Consider the following 22,404-nt stretch of genomic DNA (forward strand, 5'->3'; position numbering starts at 1 on the left):
GATCATGGGTTCCCCGCACGACTTCGACTTCCTGCACGGCCGCTGGGCCGTCGCCAACCGCAAGCTCTCCAAACCCCTCACCGGCAGCGACGACTGGGAGGAGTTCGACGGTGTCGCCGAATGCCGCCCGCACTTCGGCGGCGCCGCGAACATCGACGAGATTTCCTTTCCCGGCAAGGGGTTCTCGGGCCTGACCCTGCGGCTGTTCGCCCCCGAGACCGGGCAGTGGTCGCTGTACTGGGCGAACAGCCGCGACGGCGCCCTGCTGCCCCCGGTCACCGGTGACTTCGCCGACGGCGAAGGCTGGTTCTACGGCGATGACGAACACGAAGGAACCCCCGTGCGGGTTTCCTTCCGGTGGTCGGACATCACCGGCACCACCGCGCGGTGGGAGCAGGCGTTCTCGATCGACGGCGGCACGACCTGGGAACCGAACTGGGTCATGGAGCTCACCCGCGCCTGAGGAACTCCTCGTAGGTGACCTCGCCGCGCGCGCCGTCCGGAGCGAGGTTGTGCCCGGCGCGGAAGGCCGCGGAGATCCGGCCGGGGAACCGCACCGGGATGAGCGCGCGGCGGCGTCCGGTGGCGGCCAGCCGCCCGCGCACCAGCTCGCACAGGCTCTTCACCTCGGGTCCGCCGAAATCGGGCACCCGTCCCGCCGGCGCGTCCAGCGCCAGCGCCACCAGCCGGTCGGCGACCTCACCCGCGTCGACCGGCTGGAGCCGGATCCCGGCTGGCACCGGCGCCAGCGGCGACTTCGCCAGCGCGTCGGCGATCCGGGACACCAGCGCGTGGAACTGGGTCGCGCGCAGGATCGTCCACCCGAGCCCCGACTCTTCGAGCATGCCTTCGACCTCGTGCTTCGCGCGGTAGTAGCCGAGCGGGATCTTGTCGACGCCGACGATCGAGATGTACACGAAGTGCTCGGCGGACTTCGCCGCCCGCAAGGCGTTCCGGCTCGCCTCCACCTCGCCGCGCATGATCCCGGCGCAGTGCACGACGGTTTTCGCCCCCGCCATCGCTTCGTCGAGGCCGTGCCCCGACCGCAGATCGGCTCGCGCGTGGGTCAGCCCCGGCCGTGCCGCGCCGGGATTCCTGCTCACCGACCGGACTCGCGCGCCTCGGTCGAGAAGCCGCGAAACGACCTCTCGCCCGAGCACCCCGGTACCGCCGGTGACCACAATCGGTTCTGTCATGCCCTCAAGAACCGGGCAGTGGCGCCGAACGTGACAGCGGTTCGCGGACGTGCCCGAGCTTGTCCGGGTTCGCCACCGCGTGCAGCCCCGCGATCCGGTCCCCCGCCACGTCGAACACGAGCACGCCGACCACCTCGTCACCGATGCTGCCCAGTACCGCCTGCTCGCCGTTGACCTCCGCGAAGGCGATGTCGACCAGATCGCCGTACTTGCCGAACAACCCGGCCAGCAACCGCGCGACCCTGGCCGCGCCCGAAACCGGGCGCCTGGCCGCGGTCACCTTGCCGCCGCCGTCGGTCCACCACGTCGCGTCCGCCGCGAGCATTCCTTCGAGCGCCGCCAAGTCGCCCCCGCGGGCCGCCGCGAAGAACCGCTCGACCAGTTCCCGCCGTTCGGCGGCGCCCGGCCGGAACCTGCGCGCCCCGCCGAGCCGGTCGTGCGCGCGTCGCTGCAACTGACGTGAATACGCCTGCGAGACACCGAGGACTTCCGCGACCTCGCCGTGGCCGTAGCCGAAGGCTTCCCTGAGCACGAACACCGCGCGTTCCACCGGGGTCAGCCGCTCCAGCAAAAGCAACAACGCGAGCGAAACCGACTCGCGCTCCTCGACGGTGTCCGACGGGTTCAACGCTCCGCCGTCGGTGAAGACGGGCTCCGGCAGCCACGGCCCGACGTACCGCTCTCGCCTCGCGCGCGCCGAGGTGAACCGGTTGAGGCACAGGTTGGTGACCACCTTCGCCAGCCACGGCCCCGGCGCACCGATCACCTCGCGGTCCGTGGCGTCCCAGCGCAGGAACGCGTCCTGCACGACGTCCTCGGCTTCGTGCGCGGACCCCGTGAGGCGGTACGCGAGCCCGAACAACCGGGGCCGGTACTCCTCGAACTCGACCGTCACCGCCCACTCCCTGTCTCCGCCACCGGCACCGTATCGCGCAGACTGGACGCGGACACTTCGGCAGGTGCGAGGGAAGGAAGCCATGGCGGCCATCGAACTGGTCAAGGGCGACATCACGCGGCAGGACACCGACGTCGTGGTGAACGCCGCCAACTCGTCCCTGCTCGGCGGGGGCGGCGTCGACGGCGCCATCCACCGCAAAGGTGGCCCGGAGATCCTCGCCGAGTGCCGCGAGCTCCGCGCCGGGCATTACGGGAAGGGCCTGAAGACCGGCCACGCCGTGGCGACGACGGCGGGGAAGCTGCCCGCGCACTGGGTCGTGCACACCGTCGGCCCCGTGTGGTCCGGGTCCGAGGACCGGTCGGCGCTGTTGGCCGACTGCCACCGCAACTCCCTGCTGGTCGCCGCCGAACTCGGCGCCGCGAGCGTGGCGTTCCCGGCGATCTCGACCGGGATCTACCGGTGGCCGGTGCGCTCCGCCGCCGAGATCGCGCTCGCGACCGTCCGGGAAACCGCCGAGGAGACGCCGGGGATCGCGCTGATCCGGTTCGTGCTGTTCGACCAGGCCACCTACGACGTGTTCGCCGAAGAGCTGGCCGAGAAGTGAGCCGCGTTCCCTGTCACATCGCCGGTTCGACGCAGGGGCACGGCAACGAGAAAGGGAGGAACCCATGCGCTACCTGATGATGACCAACGGCTCCGACACCCCGCCCGACGACAAGCTGTTCGCCGAAATGGGCGCGTTCATCGAAGAGCTGACGGCCTCCGGCGTCCTGCTGGCCACCGGCGGCCTCGACCCGGCCGGGGTCCGTGTCGAAGCGAAAGGCGGCGAGATCACCGTGACCGACGGCCCCTTCGCCGAAGCGAAGGAATCCGTGGGCGGTTTCGCGCTCGTCGAAGTCCGCTCCAAGGAAGAAGCGATCGAACTGGCCCGGCGCTTTCGCAAGATCGCGGGCGACGGCAGCGGCATGATGCACCAGGTCTTCGGGCCGTGAGTGCGGGACGGCGGCGCCCCGGTTCCCGCCGGGACCGGGGCGGTGCCGTCCTGTCCGGCACGATCGACGCGGTCTGGAAGCGCGAGTCGGCCAGGATCATCGGCGGGCTGACCCGGATGGTCCACGACGTCGGCCTCGCCGAGGAACTGGCCCAGGACGCGCTCGTCACCGCGCTCGAACGATGGCCGTCGTCCGGCGTCCCGGACAATCCCGGCGCGTGGCTGATGACGATCGCGAAGCGGCGCGCGGTCGACCACCTCCGCCGCGCGGACCGCCTCGGTCGCAAGCACGAGCAGCTCGCCAGGGAGTCCAGCGCCGAACTCACCCCGGATTCCGGCGACGCGCTGCGCCTGGTGTTCCTGTCCTGCCACCCCGCGCTGCCGACCGCGGCACGGATCGCGCTGACGCTGCGGTTCGTCGGCGGGCTGACCTCCGGCGAGGTCGCGCGGGCATTCCTCGTCACCGAAACCGTTGTCTCGCAACGGATCGCGGCCGCGAAGCGGACACTGGCCGACGAAGACGCCCGGTTCGAGATGCCCGGTGACGACGAACTCGCGGAGCGCCTTTCGTCGGTGCTCGAAGTCGTCTACCTGATCTTCAACGAGGGGTACTCGGCGACTTCGGGCGAGGACCTGATGCGACCGGACCTCTGCCTCGAAGCGATCCGCCTCGCCAGGCTGCTGGCCGAACTCGCACCGGGCGAGGCCGAGGTGCACGGGCTGGTCGCGCTGCTGGAGATCCAGTCGTCCCGCGCGGCCGCGCGGACCGGGCCGTCGGGGGAACCGGTTCCGCTCCACGACCAGAACCGCGGCCGGTGGGACCAGCTCCTCATCCGCCGCGGGTTCACCGCGATGCTGCGCGCGCGTGCGGCGGGCGGCCCACCGGGACCGTACGTGCTGCAGGCGGCGATCGCCGTGTGCCACGCGCAGGCGAGCAGCGCCGAGGACACCGACTGGGCACGGATCGCGGGGCTGTACGAAGCGCTGGCCGTGCTGCGGCCGACGCCGGTCGTGCGGCTGAACCACGCCGTCGCGGTCGGGCGGGCCGCCGGGCCGCGGGCTGGGCTCGACCTCACCGATCCCTTGCTCGACGAACCGGCCCTGCGGGATTACCACCTGCTGCCGAGCGTCCGGGGTGATCTGCTGGCCAAGCTGGGACGAGCCGAAGAGGCCAGGCGGGAGTTCGAGCGGGCGGCCGCGCTGACCGGAAACGCCGCCGAACGGGCGTTCCTGCGCCGCCGCGCGAGCGAACTGGCCGAGGTGATCGCGCCGGTGCGCACCCTCGGCCCGGCGGCCGAGGAATTCCTGGCCCGCGAGGACCTCGATCCCGCGACTGTCCGCTCGTACGGGCAGACGCTGCGCCGCCTGCGGCGGTCGCTCGGGGACCGGCTGCCGCTGGAATCCGTGACCGCGGCGGCGGTGGCGCGGGTGTTCCGCACCGCGTGGGGCGGCGCGGCGGCGGCCACCTGGAACCGGCACCGCTCGGCGATCCGGTCCTTCGGCGCGTGGGCCTCGCTCGGTGATCTCGCCGTCGATCTTGATCGGCGAACCGGAAACCGCACCGCCGCCGAGTCGATCGGCCCCGCCACGCTCGAAGCCCTCTGGAACGCGCCTTCCCTGCCGCTGCGGGAGCGGACGTTCTGGGTGCTCCTGCACGAATCCGGGGCCAGTGCGCGAGCGGTGCTGTCGCTCAACGTCGAAGATCTGGACCTCGACGGCCGGGAGGCACACGCGGGCGGCGACCGGGTGAGCTGGCGTGCGGGAACGGCGGACCTGCTGCCCTCGCTGATCGCGGGCCGGGCCAGCGGGCCGGTGTTCCTCACCGACCGGCGGCCAGGACCGGCCCGGATGCCGCCGCGGGCGGACCTGTGCCCGACGACCGGCAGGCGAAGACTGTCCTACGAGCGCGCCGAACACCTGTTCAAGCAGGCGACGAAACCGCTGGACCCGAGCGGTGCCGGGTTCACGCTGCGCGGGCTCAGGTCTCGCGGATGAACTCGTCGATCAGGTGCCAGACGGCCTCCGGCGCCTCCTCCGGCGCGAAGTGCCCGGCACCGGGAATGGTGCCGGTGGTGAGGTTCGCGATCCCGGCGGCGCGGAACCCGGCGGCGTAGGCGGCGATGTCACCGTGCTCGTGGGCGCCGCGCAGGTACCGCAGCGGAGTGTCCACACGCGACACTGCGGCGTTGTCCTCCGCGTCCTGCCCGAAGGCGCGGTAGAGATCGAATCCCGCCGTCAGCGCGCCTTCCGCCCGATAGGCGTCGACGTGGGCGGCGCGCGCTTCCCGCGTGATGCGGGCGGGATCGGCGGACAGGATGTCGTAGAAGTAGTCGAAGTACGCCGCTTCGCGGCCCCGCACCAGCGTTTCGGGAAGCGCGGGCACCGCGTGCAGGCCGAAGTGCCAGATGTGCGGGTTCGCCAGCACGGTTTCCCACGGCGCGACCCCGGGGATCACGGTGTTCATCACGACCACGCGCGCGAGCCCCTGGCACCGCCGCAGGCAGGCGTAGGCCACCATGCCGCCCGCGTCGTGGCCGACCAGGGTCACCTCGGTCAGCCCCATCGCCGTGATCAACTCGTGCACCGTCGCGGCCAGTTCGCGCTTGCGGCCGCCCCCGCCCGTCGACCCGCCGATCCCGGGCAGGTCGATGGCGACGGCTCGGAACCGCGCCGACGCGAGCCGCAGCACGTCGAGCCAAGCGCGCCACGACTCTGGCCAGCCGTGCAGGAACAGACAAGCAGGCGAGTGCGGATCCCCCAGCTCGGCGACGTGCACCGACCCGTTTCGAAGGGCCACCTGGGAATGACGCGGTTCATCGGACATGTTCCATGTCTACCCGTATGTTCGTGCGCCATCCGCGCCGACCCGTTTACGAGCGCGGCACGGGATTCCCGCTGTCCCGCCTGGGTTCCCTCGCGCGCGATCGCCGTGGACGCGCGCGATCTCGTGGCCGTACTGGACTCGCTGAGCGAGCGCGGGCTCATCGACAAAGCCACCGACCCCGCCGACCGCCGCAGACGCGTCGTCTCACTGACCCGGCGGGAAAGTCCCTTGTGGACGATCTCGCCACCGCCGCCGCCCGCGGGCAGGACGACTTCCTCCGCGCGCTCAACGCCCGCGACCGCGACCGGTTCACCGCCCTGCTCCGCCGTGTCTACGACTCCCACACCGGCTAGCCACTCCGACAGCGCCCGGCGCCGAGCGGCCATGCCGTCACCGACGGCCTTCCGCCAGCAGCTGCGAAACGGTCACGAACCGGTAGCCGTTCTGCCGGAGCTGGTCGATCATCGGCCCGAGCGCGGCCCTGGTCTGCTCCCGCGACGCGTACATCGCGTGCAGGACCACGATCGACCCCGGTCGCACGTGCTCGGCGGTGTAGCGCGCGATCGCGGCGGCGCTGCGATCCACCTCGGGGTCGGAGTTCGGTTCGACGTCCCAGGTGATCGTCTTCCGCTGATGTTCGGCGAGGTAGTGCGGCAGGGCGAACAGCTTCTTGCCGTTCGGCGGGCGGAACTGGATCTCGCCCCGGTACCCGGTCGCGCGGATCAGCGCGTCGGTCGCCTCGACCTCGTCGGCGACCCAGGCGGGCGTCACCCCGATCATCCGCTCGTGGGAAAAGCTGTGGTTGCCGATCTCGTGCCCGGCACCGGCGATCGCGCGTCCCAGCTCCGGGTGCGTGGCCAGTTCCCTGCCGATCAGGAAGAACGTCGCGGGCACACCGCGTGCCGCGAGAGTGTCCAAAAGGGACTGTGTGCCCGCGGGATCCGGCCCGTCGTCGAAGGTCAGCGCGACCACCCGGTCCGCGGTGTCGACCCGGTCGACGATCTCGCCGAAGAACTGGAAGGTGCGCGAACTGGCCACGCGCAGCAGCACGAAACCGGCAACCAGCACCAGCACGAGGGCGGCCGCCACCCCGATCGCCCACTTCCGGGCGCGCCGCGATCTGAACAGTCGAACCATGCGCACCACCTTGGCCCGTGCCAAGGCAATCCGGAAGTAGCGCGGAGGGAGCACTTCATCGACGTGAAGTAGTCGCGCACCCGTCGCGAGGGACCGGTCCCGGGCGTACTCCTTGTCCGTCGCCGGATGAACCAGCCTTCAGCTCGATCGCGTCCGCCGCCCCCGAAGAGGCGTGGACACCGGCGAGGATCGTCGGGTGGGCGCAGGAGGTAACCACGGGCTGGGCCGAACGGGGTGTCGGCAGGCACCCCGTTCGACCTTGCGCACCGCGCCCGGAATCAGCTGCAGCCGGAGGTGGCGCCGCAGCCTTCGCACGCGTAGCAGGAACCGGCGGGACGCATCTTCGTGCCGCAGGTCATGCACAACGGCGCGTCGGCGGCCTTGCCGAGGCGCAGTTCCATCAGTTCGGCCGTGCTGTGGGCTTCGCGCGCGGGCTCTTCGGGGCTTTCGGTGCCGCGCGTGCTGGTGGCGTCCACGCTGGTGCGCAACGCTTCCAGGTCGACGCCGTCGGATTCGTCGGAGGACGAGCCGTAGGTCGCTTCGGTCTGCGCCGAGCGTTCGTCCGCGGTGAAGATGCCGAGCTGCGAACGCTTTTCGTAGGGCAGGTAGTCCAGTGCGAGCCTGCGGAACAGGTAGTCCAGCACGCTGGTGGCGATCCGGATGTCCGGGTCGTCGGTCATGCCGGCCGGTTCGAACCGCAGGTTGGAGAACTTCGTGATGTAGAACTCCAGCGGGATCCCGTACTGCAGGCCGACCGAGATCGACATCGAGAACGCGTCCATCACCCCGGCCAGCGTCGAACCCTGCTTGCCGAGCTTGATGAACACCTCGCCGAGCCCGTCGTCGGGGTACGACCCGGCGTGCAGGTAGCCCTCGGCCCCGCCGACGGTGAAGGACACGGTCTGGCTCGGGCGCTTCTTCGGCAGCCGCTTGCGGATCGGCCGGTACTCCACGACCGTTTCCGGCTCCGCCGCCGCCTTGTCCTTCTTCGCGGTGGACAGCGGCTGGCCGACCTTGCAGTTGTCGCGGTAGATCGCGAGCGCCTTCAGACCGAGCTTCCAGCCCTGGAAGTAGATCTCCTCGACCTCTTCGACGGTCGCCGACTCGGGCATGTTGACGGTCTTCGAAATCGCACCGGACAGGAATGGCTGCACCGCCGCCATCATCCGTACGTGCCCCATCGGCGCGATCGCGCGATCGCCGACCGCGCAGTCGAACACCTCGTAGTGCTCGGGGCGCAGACCGGGCGCGTCGACCACGTGCCCGTGCTCGGCGACGTACTCGACGATCGCCTCGACCTGTTCGTTCTGGTAGCCGAGCGAGGTCAGCGCCCGCGGCACGGTCTGGTTGACGATCTGCATCGACCCGCCGCCGACCAGCTTCTTGAACTTCACCAAGGAGAAGTCCGGCTCGATCCCGGTCGTGTCGCAGTCCATCATGAAGCCGATGGTGTTGTGGCTGATGAAGCCGTTCGCGACGTAGGTGACGTTCTCCGGCACCGAAAGGTCGTAGGTCGGCTGAACACCGCCGTCCTCGTTCGCGGCAACGGTTTCGAACAGATAGTCCAGTGCGCCTGCCAGCCTGTCGTCCCCGGTCTCGCCGAGCAGCCTGCGCGCGGTCATCCGGGCGACACCGCCGGTCTTGCGCAGCGACTGGACCACCGCGTTCCGCAGCGGGTGCGAGACAGGAACCAGTTCGTCCCACACCGCGCGGGGAAGGTAGACGTGATCCCGTTTGGCCGAGCGCGCCGGCTCGAGGTCCGCGACCAACCGCGACTTGCGGCCGCTGATGAAGCCGATGACCTCGTCGAAGGTCAACGCGTGGTCGACGTTGCGCAGCCGGACCTGGTACTGGGCGCCGCCCCACCCGCTGGTCGTCTCGCGTGTGGTCGTAGCCAGCCTCAGGGGAAGCAACATGCCGCGAATGTCGTCGGCGAACAGCTCCGACGCGGTGGACAAGCTCGGCACGCCGTCGACCACGGTGCCGTCGGCTTCGAACAGGCCGCGGAGGAAGGCCGCGTAGACCGCGCAGTCGTTGGTCTCCCGGATCGCCGCGGGCACCCGTGGCGTCCATCCCTTGCCGGAATGATCGTGGCCGGGCAGGTCCTTGGCGAAGCCCGCGGCCTGCCACCACCGTGCCAGTCGGACCGACTGAAGCGCGACCTCCTGATAGCCCTTTCGCGCTGAGACAACGGGTTCAAGGCCGAACAGTTCTTTGGACAGGACGTTCAGCCGCGCGACGACGTCGAGGTCCGTGTCCGCCACGCACAACCGGATCCCCTTGGCGTGCAAGCTGCCGTCGCCCATGAAGTAGCCGACCAGTTCGGCGAGGTCCTCGTCGACGACATCCGGGACACGAGTGCCTCGGTCCCCTGCGTAGTACGCCTGGTCGAGCACGGGCAAGGGCACGCGTCGCGGCTCCCCTACCAGGCGATCCATCTGGATCGGTGCCACGTCGCCCTGCTGGACGTCGGCAAGCCGCTTCCAGGTCCAGGCCCCGGTTCCGGCGTCCACCACCTTGACCCGATGTGCCAGCGTGCCCTGGATCCGGTAGCCGCCCTCGGTGACGATCCGCCGCGTCGGTTCCTCGCCGTTGACGAAGAACTTGGTGGCACGCCTCGGGCCTTCGTCGGTCGACACGGTCAAGTCGATGTCCTGCCACTGATCCCCGTACAGCTCGCCCAGTTCCGACAACCGGGCAAGCCCGCGATCCGTTGTCACCAGGGAATCGCCCGTGAGGCACCCGGTCGGCGCCAGCACCGAGGCCTGCGCGTTGCGCCAGCCGCTGGCTTCACCGATCTCGATCCCGCGTCGCCATTCCTCGGTGGCCAGCGAGCGGACCGCCGCGTCGTTGCCGTGGTGGGTGCGGACGAGTTCGTTCGCGGCCGCGTGCTTGCGCATCACGCGCTGGTGCGCCTCGGCGTTGCGCGCATACCCCTCGTACGGGCCGACGACGGCGGCCAGCTCGGCCGAGCGCCGGTACGACACCCCGGTCATCAGCGAGGTGATCGAGGCCGCGAGCGCGCGCCCGCCTTCGGAGTCGTACGCGTGCCCGAGCGCCATCAGCATCGCGCCGAGGTTGGCGTAACCGATGCCGAGCTGGCGGAACTTGCGCGTGGTGTCGCCGATCGCCTCGGTCGGGAAGTCGGCGAAGCAGATCGAGATGTCCATCGCGGTGATCACGAATTCGACGGCCTTCGCGAACAGCGGCGCGTCGAAGGTGCCGTCGTCGCCGACGAACTTCATCAGGTTCAGCGAGGCCAGGTTGCAGCTGGAGTTGTCCAGGTGCATGTACTCGCTGCACGGGTTGGACGCGGTGATCCGGCCCGTTTCGGGGCAGGTGTGCCAGTCGTTGATGGTGCCGTCGTACTGCAGGCCAGGGTCGGCGCATTCCCATGCCGCGGTGGAGATCGACCGGAACAGCTTCTTCGCGTCGACGTTCTCGATCACCTCACCGGTGAGCCTCGCGCGCAGGCCGAAGTCGCCGGAAGCCTCGACCGCCCGCATGAACTCGTCGGACACCCGGATCGAGTTGTTCGCGTTCTGGTACTGCACGGAGCTGATGTCCGCGCCGGAGAGGTCCATGTCGAACCCGGCGTCGCGCAGGACCTTGATCTTCTCTTCCTCGCGCGCCTTGGTCTGCACGAACTCTTCGACGTCGGGGTGGTCGACGTCGAGCACGACCATCTTGGCGGCGCGGCGGGTGGCGCCACCGGACTTGATGGTGCCGGCGGAGGCGTCGGCGCCGCGCATGAACGACACCGGGCCGGACGCGGTGCCGCCCGAGGACAGCAGTTCCTTCGACGACCGGATCCGCGACAGGTTCAGGCCCGCGCCGGAACCGCCCTTGAAGATGAGCCCTTCCTCGCGGTACCAGTTGAGGATCGACTCCATCGTGTCGTCGACGGCGAGGATGAAGCACGCGGAAACCTGCTGCTTCGACGTGGTCCCGACGTTGAACCAGACCGGCGAGTTGAAGCTGAACACCTGATGCAGCAGCATCCAGGTCAGCTCGTGCTCGAACACTTCGGCGTCCTTCGGGCTCGCGAAGTACCCGTGCTTGGTGCCCGCCTTGACGTAGGTCTTGACCACCCGGTCGATGAGCTGCTTGAGCCCGGTCTCGCGCTGCGGAGTGCCGACGGCGCCGCGGAAGTACTTGCTGGTGACGATATTCGTCGCGTTGACCGACCAGAACTCGGGGAACTCGACGCCGCGCTGCTCGAAGTTGACCGTGCCGTCACGCCAGTTGGTCATCACCACGTCGCGCTGTTCCCACTTCACCTCGTCGTACGGGTGTACGCCGTCGGTGGTGAACACGCGCTGGACGGTCAGGCCTCCCCTGCTCTTCCGGCCCGCCTTCGCACTCGTGGTTTCGGACATGCTGCACTCCACTCCCGGCACGCCGGGCGAGATTCACTCGCCGGGCTTGCTCTCTTCGCCTTCGGCCGCCGCCGGGTCGTCCGGCGCGGGCGCTCCCGCCATGGCCGTACGAAGGTCCGCGATCTCCTTCTCGAAGTCCTCTACCGAGGTGAAGGAGCGGTAGACGCTGGCGAACCGCAGGTACGCGACCCCGTCGAGCTCGCGCAGCGGGCCGAGGATCGCGAGCCCCACTTCGTGGCTCGGGATCTCGGCGACGCCCGCCGACCGGATCGACTCCTCGACCCGCTGCGCCAGCTGCTGCAGCGCGTCGTCGTCGACGGGCCTTCCCTGACAGGCGCGGCGTACGCCCCGAACGACCTTGTCCCTGCTGAACTGCTCGGTGACCCCGGACCGCTTGACCACGGCGAGCACCATCGTCTCGGACGTGGTGAACCGCCGACCGCATTCGGAGCACGACCTCCGCCTGCGGATCGCCTGGCCTTCATCGACCTCACGGGAGTCGACGACCCGGGAGTCGGCATGGCGACAGAACGGGCACCGCATCGGCCGATCACCTTCCCTCACGCCGACTGTCACCGGGTACTCGCCCGCCGCCACGCAACGGCGGAACCACGCGGCCCCGAGGGGTCGCCTGGTGATCGAGATGTGGATACCCGGTGGATGACACCGGCAGCACTGTGGACAACTAGTTCGGATTCTACCCCAACTTGTGGACCAACTACAGCCGTGTAACTACTAGATATAGCGGTCGACCCTAGATCGCGACCCGGACAACCGCAAGCGACCCGACCGAGTGACACTGCTCCGCCTCTGGCACCCGCAACCAGCCGCGGAAGCGCTCGACGGTGCTGACGTCGCGGCCAACCCGGACCGCACCGCACTTCCGCGAAACAGGTCAAGAACTACCCACCAGGGTGATGCCACAACGCGCACGCCGAGCAATTCGAAGGGCGGCATCCGCTGCCGCGAAGGCCACCATGACGGCACTCAATGCCGTGAAGGCCACCATCAGGGCGTCGCGATGCGGTCCCGCCCCGGAAAATGTTGCCGCGACCGCCGAGATTCGGACACTCAGTGCCGTCAAGGTGGCCATCAGGGATTCACCCACCCGACGCCCGCCGTCGATAGGGGCACTCGCCCGCCTACCCCCCGAGTGCCGCGAGGTCCGCGCCGAAGGCGCGGCCATTGCCAAGCCAGCCAGGCACCCGGCGATCCGACGCGCCCCGCGCGGCGGGAGCGTGCAGTCGGGCGCAGGGCCCCCTGGGCCCTCTAAATTTGCGATGGCAGGGCGCACCCCGCGACAAACCGGCGGGTCGAGCTGGGAGCCGCGCCCTGGCAGCGCAAATTTTGCCGACCGATAAAGAACTCAGCCGCCCGATGAAGAAACAGGCACGGAGAGCGGGGTGCCGGGGGTGAGGGCGGCGCCGTCGAGGTGGTTGAGTTGCTGGATGCGGTCGACGACCGCGCCGGTGTCGCTGTCCGGGGCGAAGCGGTGCGCGATGGCGGAGAGCGTGTCGCCGGGGGCGACGGCGATCGTGGCGGTGCTCTCCGGGACGGGGGCTTCGCCCGCCATGGCGTTGGCGAACAGGCCGATGCCGACGATCGCGAGGAACACCGCGGCGGCGAGCCCGGCGAGCGCGGGCCACCGCACGGGGGTCCGCCGCGGCGCGCAGGAGGCGGCCCGCGTGCGCGGCCTGCCCGCGACGACGCGCGCCCTGGTGGCCGGTCGCCTGGTCTCGCCGGCGCGGACGCGCCTTGCCGCGCCGGGCGTCCTGGGTTCGGGCGCGGCGTCCGGGAGCGGGGGCACCAGGGTCAGCGACCGCACCCTTGCCGCCCGGGGTACGGCGCCCACCTGCGGTGACCTCTCGTCCAGCAGCGACATCACGGAACCTCCTAGCAGTCCCAGCTCCACCGGCGGCCCACCCTGAGCCCGCCGGGTCGAACATCCGTTCTATCGAACGCCCGTGCGAATGTGTACCACCCCGCACCGACAAAATCGAGCGGCGCCCGGCGTGTCCTTCGAACAGTTGTTTGAAATCGGACCGGCGGCGGGCTAGCGTCACAGGAGCCACAAGCACCACAAGAGGGCTGGACGAGCTGGGAGGCAGCGCAGTGACACGCGACGCGGGCAAGGGCGGCAAGGGCACCGGGGGTGTCGCCACCGGTGACCAGGAAGGTCGCGCCAAGGTGCACACCCTGGCCGAGGCCGAGGACGCCGAGGAAGGCCTGACGACGCGTCAGCAGCAGGTGCTGGAGGTCATCCGCGCCTGGGTCAACCGGTTCGGTTACCCGCCGAGCGTGCGCGAGATCGGCGAGGCGGTGGGCCTGACGTCGACCTCCTCGGTGTCGCACCAGTTGCGCGCGCTGCAGCGGAAGGGCTATCTGCGCCGGGACGCGAACCGCCCGCGCGCGGTGGGCGTGCTCACCGCCAACGCGGCGGAGGAGCCGCCGGAGGAACAGATGCCGCGCCCGGCGTACGTGCCGCTGGTCGGCCGGATCGCCGCCGGTGGGCCGGTGCTCGCCGAGCAGGCCATCGAGGACGTGTTCCCGCTGCCGAAGGACATCGTCGGCGAGGGCGACGTCTTCCTGCTGAGCGTCACCGGTGATTCGATGACCGGCGCCGCGATCACCGACGGCGACTGGGTGGTCGTCCGCCAGCAGCCCACCGCGAACAACGGCGAGATCGTCGCCGCGATGATCGACGGCGAAGCCACCGTGAAGACGTTCAAGCGCAAGGACGGGCACGTGTGGCTGCTGCCGCACAACGACGCCTACGACCCGATCCCCGGTGACGAGGCGAGCATTCTCGGCAAGGTCGTCGCCGTCCTGCGCCGTCTCTGAGGTTCACCCGAAGGTGGGTCTTCGCCGCCAGGGCGGGCGGAAGGCCCACCTTCGTCAGCGCCGTCGCGAGCGCCGGAAAAGACCGAAGCCGATGACCAGCACGGCGGCGACCACGATGACCGCCGTGACCGTGGACTCGTCCGGCCCCGACCCGCTCGGCGCGGCACTGGCGCCGCCGGGAGCGGCGGGCGCCTCGCCGGAGGGCTCCGGCTCCATCTTCACGAGATCGGTCGCCTTCGGCACCGCTTTGATCGGCTCGCCGACGCCTTCGCTGCCGGAAAGCAGCGTGCCGTCCGGGTCGAACGCGATCGCCTCGCCCTGCTTCTCCCCCGGCAACGGCACCCGCACCGGTTCGCGTTTCAGCGCGGCGGCGATGTCGCCGTCCGGGGCCGGGTAGAGATAGGCGTCGGTGTAGGTGCGCAACGCGACGACTTTGCCGTCGGCACTGGTCGCGCCACCGGTGACGAGCAGCGAGCCGAGTGCGCCGACGGGCCCGCCTTCGGTGTCGGTCGTCTTGATGGCCACCGAGCCGACGTTCTCGAGCGGCGTCGGACCCGGGCTGGCGAGTTTTCCCTTGGGGCGGAAGACGGAGGCGTCGCCGAGGATGTTCTTCGTGACGAGGTACGGCGTGCCGTCCCGGCCCAGCAGCAACGCCTCGGTGTCGTGCTGGCCGTCGGGGTAGGTCAGCCGGTACAGCGTGGCCTTGCCTTGCGGCGTGAGCGCGAGCAGCGCGACGGTGTCCCGCTGCTTGCGGTTGTCGCCGGTGTCCGACAGCCAGAACGTGCCGTCGGCGGCTCTCGCCAGGTCTTCCACGTCGTACGGGTCGGCGGCATTGGTGATCACCCGCTGGACGGCGCAGTCGCGCCCGAGCACGAACACCTGTGTCTTCGTGCCGCCGTCGTTGATGGCGTAGAAGTGCTCGCCGTCGCTGACCAGCCCGGACAGCTCGTTCAGCCGCTTGTCCTTCACGGTGCACACCGGCGCCGGTGCCTCGGCCGCGTACGCGACCGAAGGCGCCAGCACCAGTGCGCACAGCACAGCCGAAAGGCAGGCGAAGACCCTGCGCCCGGTAACCGTCACGCTCCTACGGTACTGATCACCGGGTGAGCGAACCGTTCGCGAGATAGGTTTCCAGCGCGGCGGCGAGGTCGGGGCGGACCCTGGCCTTCAGGTGCGTGCCGTCTGCGAGGTGCTCCTCGGTGAGGACCTCGCCGTCGGCGTGCACCCGCGCCACCAGCTCACCTCGCGCGTACGGCACGAGCGCGTCGACGACGACCTCGGGCCGCGGCAGCCGCTCGGCGATGGTGTCGACCAGCTGGCCGACACCCTCCCCGGTGGCCGCGGACACCACGGCCGCGCCGGGCAGCACGTGCCGGAGCCTGGCGAGCGACAGTTCGTCCGCCGCGTCGGCCTTGTTGATCACGATCAGCTCGGGCGGCAGCGGTTCCGACCGGCGCTGCGTGATCTCGCCGAGCACCTCGCGGACGGCGTTGACCTGTTCCTCCGGCGCCGGATCCGACCCGTCCACCACGTGCACGAGCAGATCGGCGTCGGCTGCTTCTTCGAGCGTGGAGCGGAACGCGTCCACCAGCTGGTGCGGCAGGTGCCGCACGAAACCGACCGTGTCGGTCAGCGTGTAGGTGCGCCCGTCCGGGGTCTCGGCTCGCCGCGTCGTCGGGTCCAGGGTCGCGAACAACGCGTCCTCGACCAGCACGCCCGCGCCGGTGATGGCGTTGAGCAGGCTCGACTTCCCGGCGTTGGTGTAGCCGACGATCGCGACGCTCGGCACCTCGTTGGCGACCCGGCGCCCGCGCTTGGTCTCGCGGATGGTGTCCATCGCGGCGATCTCCCGCCGCAGCTTCGACACCCGCTTGTTGATGCGCCTGCGGTCGGTCTCCAGCTTGGTCTCACCGGGACCGCGCAGGCCGACGCCGCCGTTCGCGCCACCGGCACGGCCACCGGCCTGCCGGGACAGCGACTCACCCCAGCCCCGCAGCCGCGGGATGAGGTACTGCAGCTGGGCCAGCTCGACCTGCGCCTTGCCCTCCTTCGAGCGCGCGTGCTGCGCGAAGATGTCGAGGATGAGCGCGGTGCGGTCGATGACCTTGACCTTGAGCTTCTCTTCGAGCTGGCGCAGCTGGCCCGGCGACAGCTCGCCGTCGGCGACCACCGTGTCGGCACCCGTGGAGATCACGACATCGCGCAGCTCGCGCACCTTCCCCGAGCCGATGTAGGTCGCCGGGTCCGGCTTGATCCGGCGCTGCACCACACCTTCGAGGACCTCGGAACCGGCCGTCTCGGCGAGCCGCGCCAGTTCGGCGAGTGACGCCTCCGACTGCGCTGCGCTCCCCTCGGTCCACACCCCCACCAGCACCACGCGTTCGAGCCGCAGCTGCCGGTATTCGACCTCGGTGATGTCCTGCAGCTCGGTGGAAAGCCCCGCGACCCGGCGCAGTGACGCCCGGTCTTCCAGCTCCAGCTCACCGGTGGACAGTTCAGCGTCAGTCATGTCGGTGTAAGTCAGTTCGAATCCCCTGCCTCGGTCGTGCTCGTGCTTCCTGCACCCATGGTCCCACGATCCGCGTCCAACACAGAACGGAATTACCGGGCGGGGTATTCCGGACCTCAGTCCGCTGCCCACTCGTAGGACAGCTCGTACTTGTCGGCGGAGCGCACGATGTCGTTCATTTCCAAGGGAATCCCGTCGGCGCGAAAGGCGACCCTGGTTACGGTGAGGACCGGTGTTCCTTCGTCCACCTGCAAAGCGGACGCTTCGGCGGGGCTCGGCATGCGTGCTCCGACATGCTCGGCGAAGGCACCGAGGCGATGCCCAGCCTCTTCGAGGCGCGCATACGTGCCATCGGGGCCGGTGTCGACCTCTTCGATGGCGGTTCCGCGGGTGAATTCTCGGGGCAGCCGCGAAGTCGAGAGCTGCACGACAAGGCCATCCGCCCGCATGATCCGGTCTCGAACGGTCACCTCGGTGTCGGCCGAGATCTCGAGAATCGATGCGGCCCGCTCGCCCGCGACCTCGGTGCGCACCGTGACCGACCAAGTCGGCGTGAACCCACCTGCCGCGGCATCGGCCAGGAACGCACCTTGGTGGCGAGTTCGAGCCCGGCGAGACAGTCGGGAATGGGGCAGGCGCCGGAGCGCGACGGACTTCCGGACGAAGACACCGCGGCCATGTTCGGCGGTCACGATCCCTTCAGTTCGCAAGACGTTGACCGCGTCCCTGATCGTCGGACGCGACACACCGTAGCTCTCGACCAGCTCACGTTCGCTGGGCAAGCGGTCGCCTGGCGCGTAATCGCCAGCCGAGATCTTGTCACGCAGGTCCGCCGCGACCTGCCGGAATGCGGGCACCCCGCTGCGCCGATCCACCATGCCTCCATTCTCCGCATGACAACTCATCTTGACCAGTTAGATCACTCATGGCGAACTGGTAAAGATGAGTTGTCCAGAGGAGGATGGACCCGCTCGATCGCGATCTCCTGAACCGGATCTCGGTGACCGCGCGCGACCTCCGCACCGGGAGGCTGGTCCGGCTCAGCCACACACTCGACCAGGACCAGTTCACCGAGGACCTGCGCGATCTCGGACTCGATCTCGCCGACCTCGGCGAGGATGTGCTTTCGCGCGTCGCCGAGCTGGACGCCATGGATGGTCCGTGAGGTCAGGCTCGGCCGACCCAGATCTGGGTGCCCCGGCGCAGCGCCTGCACGAAGGCGAGCACGGCGAGCAGGGTGACCCCGCCCAGCAGGGTGGCGCCGGACTGGGACAGCCCGCCGTGCGGCGGGATGGAGTCGAGGATGAAGAAGGTCACCACCATGAGCACCCCGACGACCGCGCCCCCGACCACCGCCGCGATCCCCGCGGCCACGCGCCACGCGAGCAGGGCGACTCCGGCCAGTGAGCTGAGCGCGGTCGCGAACAGGAAGACCTCCAGCAGGACCAGGCGCGCGGTGTCGGTGACATCGCCGACCAGTTTCAGGCCGTTGACGCCGTTCAGCAGGGTGAGCAGGCCGAGCAGGCCCGCGAAGACCATGGCCAGTTTCGCGGAGACGGTGCTCTCCCGGACTTCACCGGTGCCCTCGGTCATCGCACTTCCCCTCGGATCGGACGACGTGATCCGAGAACGGTAGCGAAGAACGGTGGGACGGGTCCCTCGGTGAAACTCAACCGAGACCGGCCCACCAGTGCTCGTCCAGTTCGCCGCGCGCGACGATCTCGGCGGGGCCGGTGAGGGTGGAGGCGCCGCGCTCGACCGTGACGGAGACCCTCCCGCCCGGAATGTCCACAGTGGACGTACCGGAATCGGCGCCTGCCAGGTGCAGGGTGGCCGCGACCGCGGCGACCGTGCCGGTCCCGCAGGCGCGCGTCTCGCCGACGCCCCGTTCGTGCACGCGCATCCGCAGCGCGCCCTCGCCGAGGACGTTGACGAACTCGAGGTTGACGCCGTGCGGGAAGAAGTCCCTGTCGAACCCCGGCTGGTCGCGGAGATCGAGCGAGGACACATCTTCGTCCACAGTGGACACCAGGTGCGGGTTGCCGACATCGACGGCGATACCGGAGAACGGCGTGCCCGCGACCGTGGTGACCGAGCTGCCGGTGACCGTGGCCGGTCCCATGTGGACGGTCACGGAGAGGTCGTCGTGCACGCGGACCGGCCGGTCGCCCGCCCTGCTGCCCATGACGAACTCGCGGTCGGTCACCAGCCCGGCCTCCACCAGGTACCGCGCGAACACCCGCACGCCGTTGCCGCACATCTCGGCGATCGAGCCGTCGGCGTTGCGGTAGTCCATGAACCACTCGCCCTCGCTCGACAGGCCGATCGCCTCCGCGCGCACCACGCGCAGCACGCCGTCGGCGCCGAGCCCCCGGCGGCGGTCGCACAGCGCGGCGACCCTCACCTCGGTGAGGTCGAGCGCGCCGTCGGCGTCGGGGAGCAGCACGAAGTCGTTCTGCGTGCCGTGCCCCTTCAGGAACGAGATACCAGCCATGCCCCCAAGATTACGGGGCCAGTTCGGCAAGCACCTTCCCGGCCAGTCCCGGATCGCCGCCGTCGAACCAGCGGATCCGGCCGTCCCGGCGGAACCACGACCGCTGCCTGCGGACGAAGCGCCGCGTGGCCTGCGCGGTGGCGGCCGCGGCGGCGCCGAAGTCCTCGTCGCCGTCGAACTCGGCCAGCACCTGCTGGTACCCGAGCGCCCGCGAGGCCGTTTTCCCTTCGCGGAGCCCTTCGCGTTCGAGGCGGCGCACCTCGTCGACGAGACCCGCCTCGAACATGCGCCCGACCCGGACGTCCACGCGCTCGTCCAGCTCCTCCACCGCGCGGTCGACGCCGATGAGCACGGTGCCGTAGCGCGCAGGTCCCGGCGCGGGGAGGTTCGCGGAGAACGGCTCGCCGGTGATCTCGATGACCTCCAGCGCGCGCACGATCCGGCGCACGTTCGACGGGAGGATCGCCGCCGCGGCCGCGGGATCGAGCGCGGCGAGGCGGGTGTGCAGCGACTCCGCGCCGAGCCGCTCCGCCTCGGCGTCGAGGCGGGCCCGCACCCCGGGATCGGTGCCGGGGAACCGCAGGTCGTCGAGCACGGCCTGCACGTAGAGCCCGGAACCGCCCGCGAGGACCGGCACCTTGCCCTCGTCGGCCAGCCGCTCGAGCACGGCACGCGCCTCGCGCTGGTACGCGGCGACCGAGGCCGTCTCGGTCACGTCGAGCACGTCGAGCAGGTGGTGCGGGATCCCGCGCCGCTCGGCGGCGGTGACCTTGGCGGTGCCGATGTCCATCCCGCGGTAGAGCTGCATGGCGTCGGCGTTGACGACCTCGCCCCCCAGCCGTTCCGCCAGCGTGACGGCGAGATCGGACTTGCCGGTCGCGGTCGGCCCGACCACCGCGATCGGGGGTGTCACGAGCCCACCCGTTCCCACACGGCCACGTGGTAGCCGACGCCGTACGGCGCGTCGCTGTAGAGCAGGTCGGCGCGCCAGTCGGCGCCTTCGGAGAGGTCCGCGAGCACCTGCCACGGCACCCTTCCGCCGACGCCCAGCTCGTCGCACAGCCCGCGGTCGAGGCGGCGCAGCACGGCGACGTCGGCCGAAGCCAACGCCTTCCTGATCTCCTCGTCGAAGGCGGGCGCACGGTCGTCCTCGCTGCCGGGTGACTTCGGGCCGTGGCGGTTCGACCCGTCGCCGAGCACCAGCAGGCAGGCGCGTTCCTCGGAACTGGCGGTCAGGGGTACCTCGTCGAACAGTTCGACCTGCACGTCCACGGCATCGGTCTCGGCGCGCAGCCAGCCCGCGACGAGCGCGGGCAACGGCATCTCCGGCACCTGAGGCGGGTCCTCGGCCGTGAGCGACACCCTGATGTCCAGGCCGTACCCGGCGAACGATCCACTGGCACCGGAAAGGGTGATTCGCTCGTCGTGCCCACCCACGGCCAGCCAGTAACCACTAGCCCGCGCGAGCGTGCGCGCGGCCGTCCGGCAGGCGGCGCGGAGGCCGACGGGGGCGGTGCCGATCCCGGGAACCAGCAACGGCGGCTGCGGAACCATGGCGACGTGCGTGATCACGCCGGACGACGTTACCGGGCGGGGTTCGCGCCCCGAGATCACCCGCCCGGCGTCAAGAGAGTCATTACCCTGTACCACGAGCCGCGCTGAACTGCTTGAATGCGGCAAGGGGTACCGACACCCCGACCAGCACGATCCGGCCCCACCGGCGGTGGGGCGCCCGCCGACCGGCGGGCTTACAGGCGATAAGGAGCCTGCGATGGCCGACGAGACCACAGACAACGGCACCGCACCGGCGGCACCGCACCCGGTACCGCAGGTGCACGCGGTTGCCGGCCATGCGGCGCCGGTGCCACCAGCCGAGCCGAACCCCACGCGCTGGGGCCGCGTCGACGAGGAAGGCACCGTCTACGTCACGACGCCCGACGGGGAGCGGAAGGTCGGCGTGTGGCAGGCCGGTACCCCAGACGAGGGGCTCGTGCACTACGCGCGCCGGTTCGACGACCTGCGCACCGAGGTCGAGCTGCTCGAAACGCGGCTCGGCTCGGGTGCGGGCGATCCGAAGCACGCGCTGTCGACCGCGACGCAGCTGCGTGACGGCCTGGCCGACGCCGCCGTGGTGGGCGATCTCGCCGCGCTCGGGGCCAGGATCGAGCAGGTGATCACGCACGCCGAAGCGGCATTGGCGAGCGCGAAACAGGAGCGCGAACAGGCCAGGTCGGCCGCCGTCGCCCGCAAGCAGGCGCTCGCGGAGGAGGCCGAGAAGCTCGCCGCCGAGTCGACGCAGTGGAAGGCCGCCGGTGACCGCCTGCGCGCGATCCTCGACGAGTGGAAGACCGTCAAGGGCGTCGACCGCAAGACCGACGACGAGCTGTGGAAGCGGTTTTCGAAGGCGCGCGAGGGGTTCAACCGCAGGCGGGGTTCGCACTTCGCGGAGCTGGACAAGCAGCGCGCCGGTGCGAAGGCGCGCAAGGAGGAGCTGATCGCGGAGGCCGAGTCGCTCGTCGACTCGACGGACTGGGGCCCCACCGCCGGGCGCTACAAGGACCTGATGGCCGAGTGGAAGGCCGCGGGGCGCGCGCCGAAGGACACCGACGACGCGTTGTGGCAGCGCTTCCGCGGCGCGCAGGACCAGTTCTTCGCGCGCCGGTCGGCCGCGTTCTCCGAGCGCGACGCCGAGTTCGCGGGCAACGCGGCCAAGAAGGAAGAGCTGCTGGCCGACGCGGAGAAGATCGACCCCGCGGCGAACCTCGACGCGGCGAAGGCCCACCTGCGCCGCATCCAGGACCAGTGGGACGAGATCGGCAAGGTGCCGCGCGAGCGGATCCGCGAGCTCGACGGCAGGCTGAAGGCCGTCCAGGACAAGATCAAGGCGGCCGAGGACAGCAAGTGGCGCCGCACCGATCCCGAGGCGCAGGCCAGGGCGGCCCAGTTCCGCGAGCGGGTGGAGCAGTTCGAGGCGCAGGCGGAGAAGGCTCGGGCCGCGGGCGACGAGCGTCGGGCGAAGAAGGCCGACGAGCAGGCCGCGCAGTGGCGTGAATGGATGGAGACCGCGGAGAACGCGATCGCCGACCGCTGACCGCTCATGCCCCGAAAGTGACCTTCGGGGCATCCAGGTCCCCG

General features: G+C 70.4%; 23 protein-coding genes. 8 read left to right on the forward strand and 15 right to left on the reverse strand.

The window, feature by feature from the left end; genetic code table 11:
• The first annotated feature begins 4 nt into the window (after window positions 1-4).
• Window positions 5-463 carry a hypothetical protein gene (locus tag HUW46_RS04835; protein WP_215546129.1) on the forward strand — a complete coding sequence of 153 codons (459 nt, stop codon included), beginning with the start codon at window positions 5-7 and terminating at the stop codon, window positions 461-463.
• Here HUW46_RS04835 and HUW46_RS04840 read toward each other — a convergent pair.
• Both HUW46_RS04840 and HUW46_RS04845 read right to left on the reverse strand, forming a co-directional pair.
• Complete coding sequence (locus tag HUW46_RS04840) at window positions 450-1,196, reverse strand: SDR family oxidoreductase (protein ID WP_215546130.1); 747 nt, start codon at window positions 1,194-1,196, stop codon at window positions 450-452. The genes HUW46_RS04835 and HUW46_RS04840 overlap by 14 nt on opposite strands.
• 4 nt (window positions 1,197-1,200) lie before the next feature.
• Window positions 1,201-2,091, reverse strand: coding sequence for an RNA polymerase sigma-70 factor (locus tag HUW46_RS04845; protein ID WP_254125799.1), 891 nt, complete (start codon window positions 2,089-2,091; stop codon window positions 1,201-1,203).
• An 82-nt stretch (window positions 2,092-2,173) separates the two neighbouring features.
• Here HUW46_RS04845 and HUW46_RS04850 point away from each other — a divergent pair, with 82 nt between their 5' ends.
• The 3 genes from HUW46_RS04850 (at window position 2,174) to HUW46_RS04860 (ending at window position 5,080) form a co-directional block, all read left to right on the forward strand.
• Window positions 2,174-2,698 (forward strand): O-acetyl-ADP-ribose deacetylase, encoded by a 525-nt coding sequence (locus tag HUW46_RS04850; RefSeq protein WP_215546132.1) that lies wholly within the window; start codon window positions 2,174-2,176, stop codon window positions 2,696-2,698.
• A gap of 64 nt (window positions 2,699-2,762) precedes the next feature.
• A complete protein-coding gene (locus HUW46_RS04855) occupies window positions 2,763-3,086 on the forward strand; it encodes a YciI family protein (RefSeq protein ID WP_215546133.1) in 324 nt (107 codons plus the stop codon).
• Window positions 3,083-5,080, forward strand: coding sequence for an RNA polymerase sigma factor (locus HUW46_RS04860; protein WP_254125801.1), 1,998 nt, complete (start codon window positions 3,083-3,085; stop codon window positions 5,078-5,080). The genes HUW46_RS04855 and HUW46_RS04860 overlap by 4 nt, the downstream gene beginning before the upstream one ends.
• Here HUW46_RS04860 and HUW46_RS04865 read toward each other — a convergent pair.
• Window positions 5,064-5,909: an alpha/beta fold hydrolase gene (locus HUW46_RS04865; protein ID WP_215546134.1), complete on the reverse strand. Its 846-nt coding sequence runs from the start codon at window positions 5,907-5,909 to the stop codon at window positions 5,064-5,066. The two genes, HUW46_RS04860 and HUW46_RS04865, sit on opposite strands and share 17 nt — an antisense overlap.
• 230 nt (window positions 5,910-6,139) lie before the next feature.
• Between HUW46_RS04865 and HUW46_RS48750 the strand changes: the two genes are divergently transcribed.
• The gene (locus tag HUW46_RS48750; RefSeq protein ID WP_256451416.1) at window positions 6,140-6,262 is read left to right on the forward strand and encodes a hypothetical protein; all 123 of its coding nucleotides are present in this window, start codon (window positions 6,140-6,142) and stop codon (window positions 6,260-6,262) included.
• A 37-nt stretch (window positions 6,263-6,299) separates the two neighbouring features.
• Here HUW46_RS48750 and HUW46_RS04870 read toward each other — a convergent pair whose 3' ends face one another.
• From HUW46_RS04870 to HUW46_RS04905, 5 genes are all read right to left on the reverse strand, one after another.
• A complete protein-coding gene (locus HUW46_RS04870; RefSeq protein WP_215546135.1) occupies window positions 6,300-7,046 on the reverse strand; it encodes a polysaccharide deacetylase family protein in 747 nt (248 codons plus the stop codon).
• Window positions 7,047-7,324: 278 nt separating this feature from the next.
• On the reverse strand, window positions 7,325-11,425 hold the full coding sequence (locus HUW46_RS48200) for a vitamin B12-dependent ribonucleotide reductase (RefSeq protein WP_254125803.1): 4,101 nt from the start codon (window positions 11,423-11,425) through the stop codon (window positions 7,325-7,327).
• Between the two features lie 33 nt (window positions 11,426-11,458).
• Window positions 11,459-11,968 (reverse strand): transcriptional regulator NrdR, encoded by a 510-nt coding sequence (gene nrdR / locus HUW46_RS04895; RefSeq protein WP_215546136.1) that lies wholly within the window; start codon window positions 11,966-11,968, stop codon window positions 11,459-11,461.
• A 352-nt stretch (window positions 11,969-12,320) separates the two neighbouring features.
• On the reverse strand, window positions 12,321-12,518 hold the full coding sequence (locus tag HUW46_RS04900; RefSeq protein WP_215546137.1) for a hypothetical protein: 198 nt from the start codon (window positions 12,516-12,518) through the stop codon (window positions 12,321-12,323).
• 273 nt (window positions 12,519-12,791) lie between these two features.
• Window positions 12,792-13,307 carry a LysM peptidoglycan-binding domain-containing protein gene (locus HUW46_RS04905; RefSeq protein ID WP_215546138.1) on the reverse strand — a complete coding sequence of 172 codons (516 nt, stop codon included), beginning with the start codon at window positions 13,305-13,307 and terminating at the stop codon, window positions 12,792-12,794.
• A gap of 305 nt (window positions 13,308-13,612) precedes the next feature.
• Here HUW46_RS04905 and lexA point away from each other — a divergent pair, with 305 nt between their 5' ends.
• On the forward strand, window positions 13,613-14,266 hold the full coding sequence (lexA, locus tag HUW46_RS04910) for a transcriptional repressor LexA (protein WP_215549672.1): 654 nt from the start codon (window positions 13,613-13,615) through the stop codon (window positions 14,264-14,266).
• Window positions 14,267-14,320: 54 nt separating this feature from the next.
• Here the strand turns inward: lexA and HUW46_RS04915 are convergent, their stop codons facing one another.
• The 3 genes from HUW46_RS04915 to HUW46_RS04925 form a co-directional block, all read right to left on the reverse strand.
• Complete coding sequence (locus HUW46_RS04915) at window positions 14,321-15,304, reverse strand: esterase-like activity of phytase family protein (protein WP_215549673.1); 984 nt, start codon at window positions 15,302-15,304, stop codon at window positions 14,321-14,323.
• A gap of 58 nt (window positions 15,305-15,362) precedes the next feature.
• On the reverse strand, window positions 15,363-16,775 hold the full coding sequence (hflX, locus tag HUW46_RS04920) for a GTPase HflX (RefSeq protein ID WP_215546139.1): 1,413 nt from the start codon (window positions 16,773-16,775) through the stop codon (window positions 15,363-15,365).
• A gap of 116 nt (window positions 16,776-16,891) precedes the next feature.
• Window positions 16,892-17,653 (reverse strand): GntR family transcriptional regulator, encoded by a 762-nt coding sequence (locus HUW46_RS04925; RefSeq protein WP_215546140.1) that lies wholly within the window; start codon window positions 17,651-17,653, stop codon window positions 16,892-16,894.
• 83 nt (window positions 17,654-17,736) lie between these two features.
• Here HUW46_RS04925 and HUW46_RS04930 point away from each other — a divergent pair, with 83 nt between their 5' ends.
• Complete coding sequence (locus HUW46_RS04930; RefSeq protein ID WP_215546141.1) at window positions 17,737-17,940, forward strand: hypothetical protein; 204 nt, start codon at window positions 17,737-17,739, stop codon at window positions 17,938-17,940.
• A 2-nt stretch (window positions 17,941-17,942) separates the two neighbouring features.
• Here HUW46_RS04930 and HUW46_RS04935 read toward each other — a convergent pair whose 3' ends face one another.
• The 4 genes from HUW46_RS04935 to HUW46_RS04950 all read right to left on the reverse strand — a co-directional run bounded on the left by HUW46_RS04935 (window position 17,943) and on the right by HUW46_RS04950 (window position 20,841).
• Window positions 17,943-18,368: a hypothetical protein gene (locus HUW46_RS04935; protein WP_215546142.1), complete on the reverse strand. Its 426-nt coding sequence runs from the start codon at window positions 18,366-18,368 to the stop codon at window positions 17,943-17,945.
• Between the two features lie 76 nt (window positions 18,369-18,444).
• Entirely contained in the window at window positions 18,445-19,269 is an 825-nt protein-coding gene (dapF, locus tag HUW46_RS04940) for a diaminopimelate epimerase (RefSeq protein ID WP_215546143.1), read from the reverse strand.
• Window positions 19,270-19,279: 10 nt separating this feature from the next.
• Window positions 19,280-20,182: a tRNA (adenosine(37)-N6)-dimethylallyltransferase MiaA gene (miaA, locus tag HUW46_RS04945; RefSeq protein ID WP_215546144.1), complete on the reverse strand. Its 903-nt coding sequence runs from the start codon at window positions 20,180-20,182 to the stop codon at window positions 19,280-19,282.
• Complete coding sequence (locus tag HUW46_RS04950; protein ID WP_254125805.1) at window positions 20,179-20,841, reverse strand: hypothetical protein; 663 nt, start codon at window positions 20,839-20,841, stop codon at window positions 20,179-20,181. Before HUW46_RS04950 ends, miaA begins: the two co-directional genes overlap by 4 nt.
• Before the next feature lie 199 nt (window positions 20,842-21,040).
• Here HUW46_RS04950 and HUW46_RS04955 point away from each other — a divergent pair, with 199 nt between their 5' ends.
• Complete coding sequence (locus HUW46_RS04955) at window positions 21,041-22,360, forward strand: DUF349 domain-containing protein (protein ID WP_215546145.1); 1,320 nt, start codon at window positions 21,041-21,043, stop codon at window positions 22,358-22,360.
• Window positions 22,361-22,404 lie beyond the last annotated feature (44 nt).

It is taken from the genome of Amycolatopsis sp. CA-230715 (genome assembly GCF_018736145.1).
In the GTDB taxonomy this organism is placed as follows: domain Bacteria; phylum Actinomycetota; class Actinomycetes; order Mycobacteriales; family Pseudonocardiaceae; genus Amycolatopsis.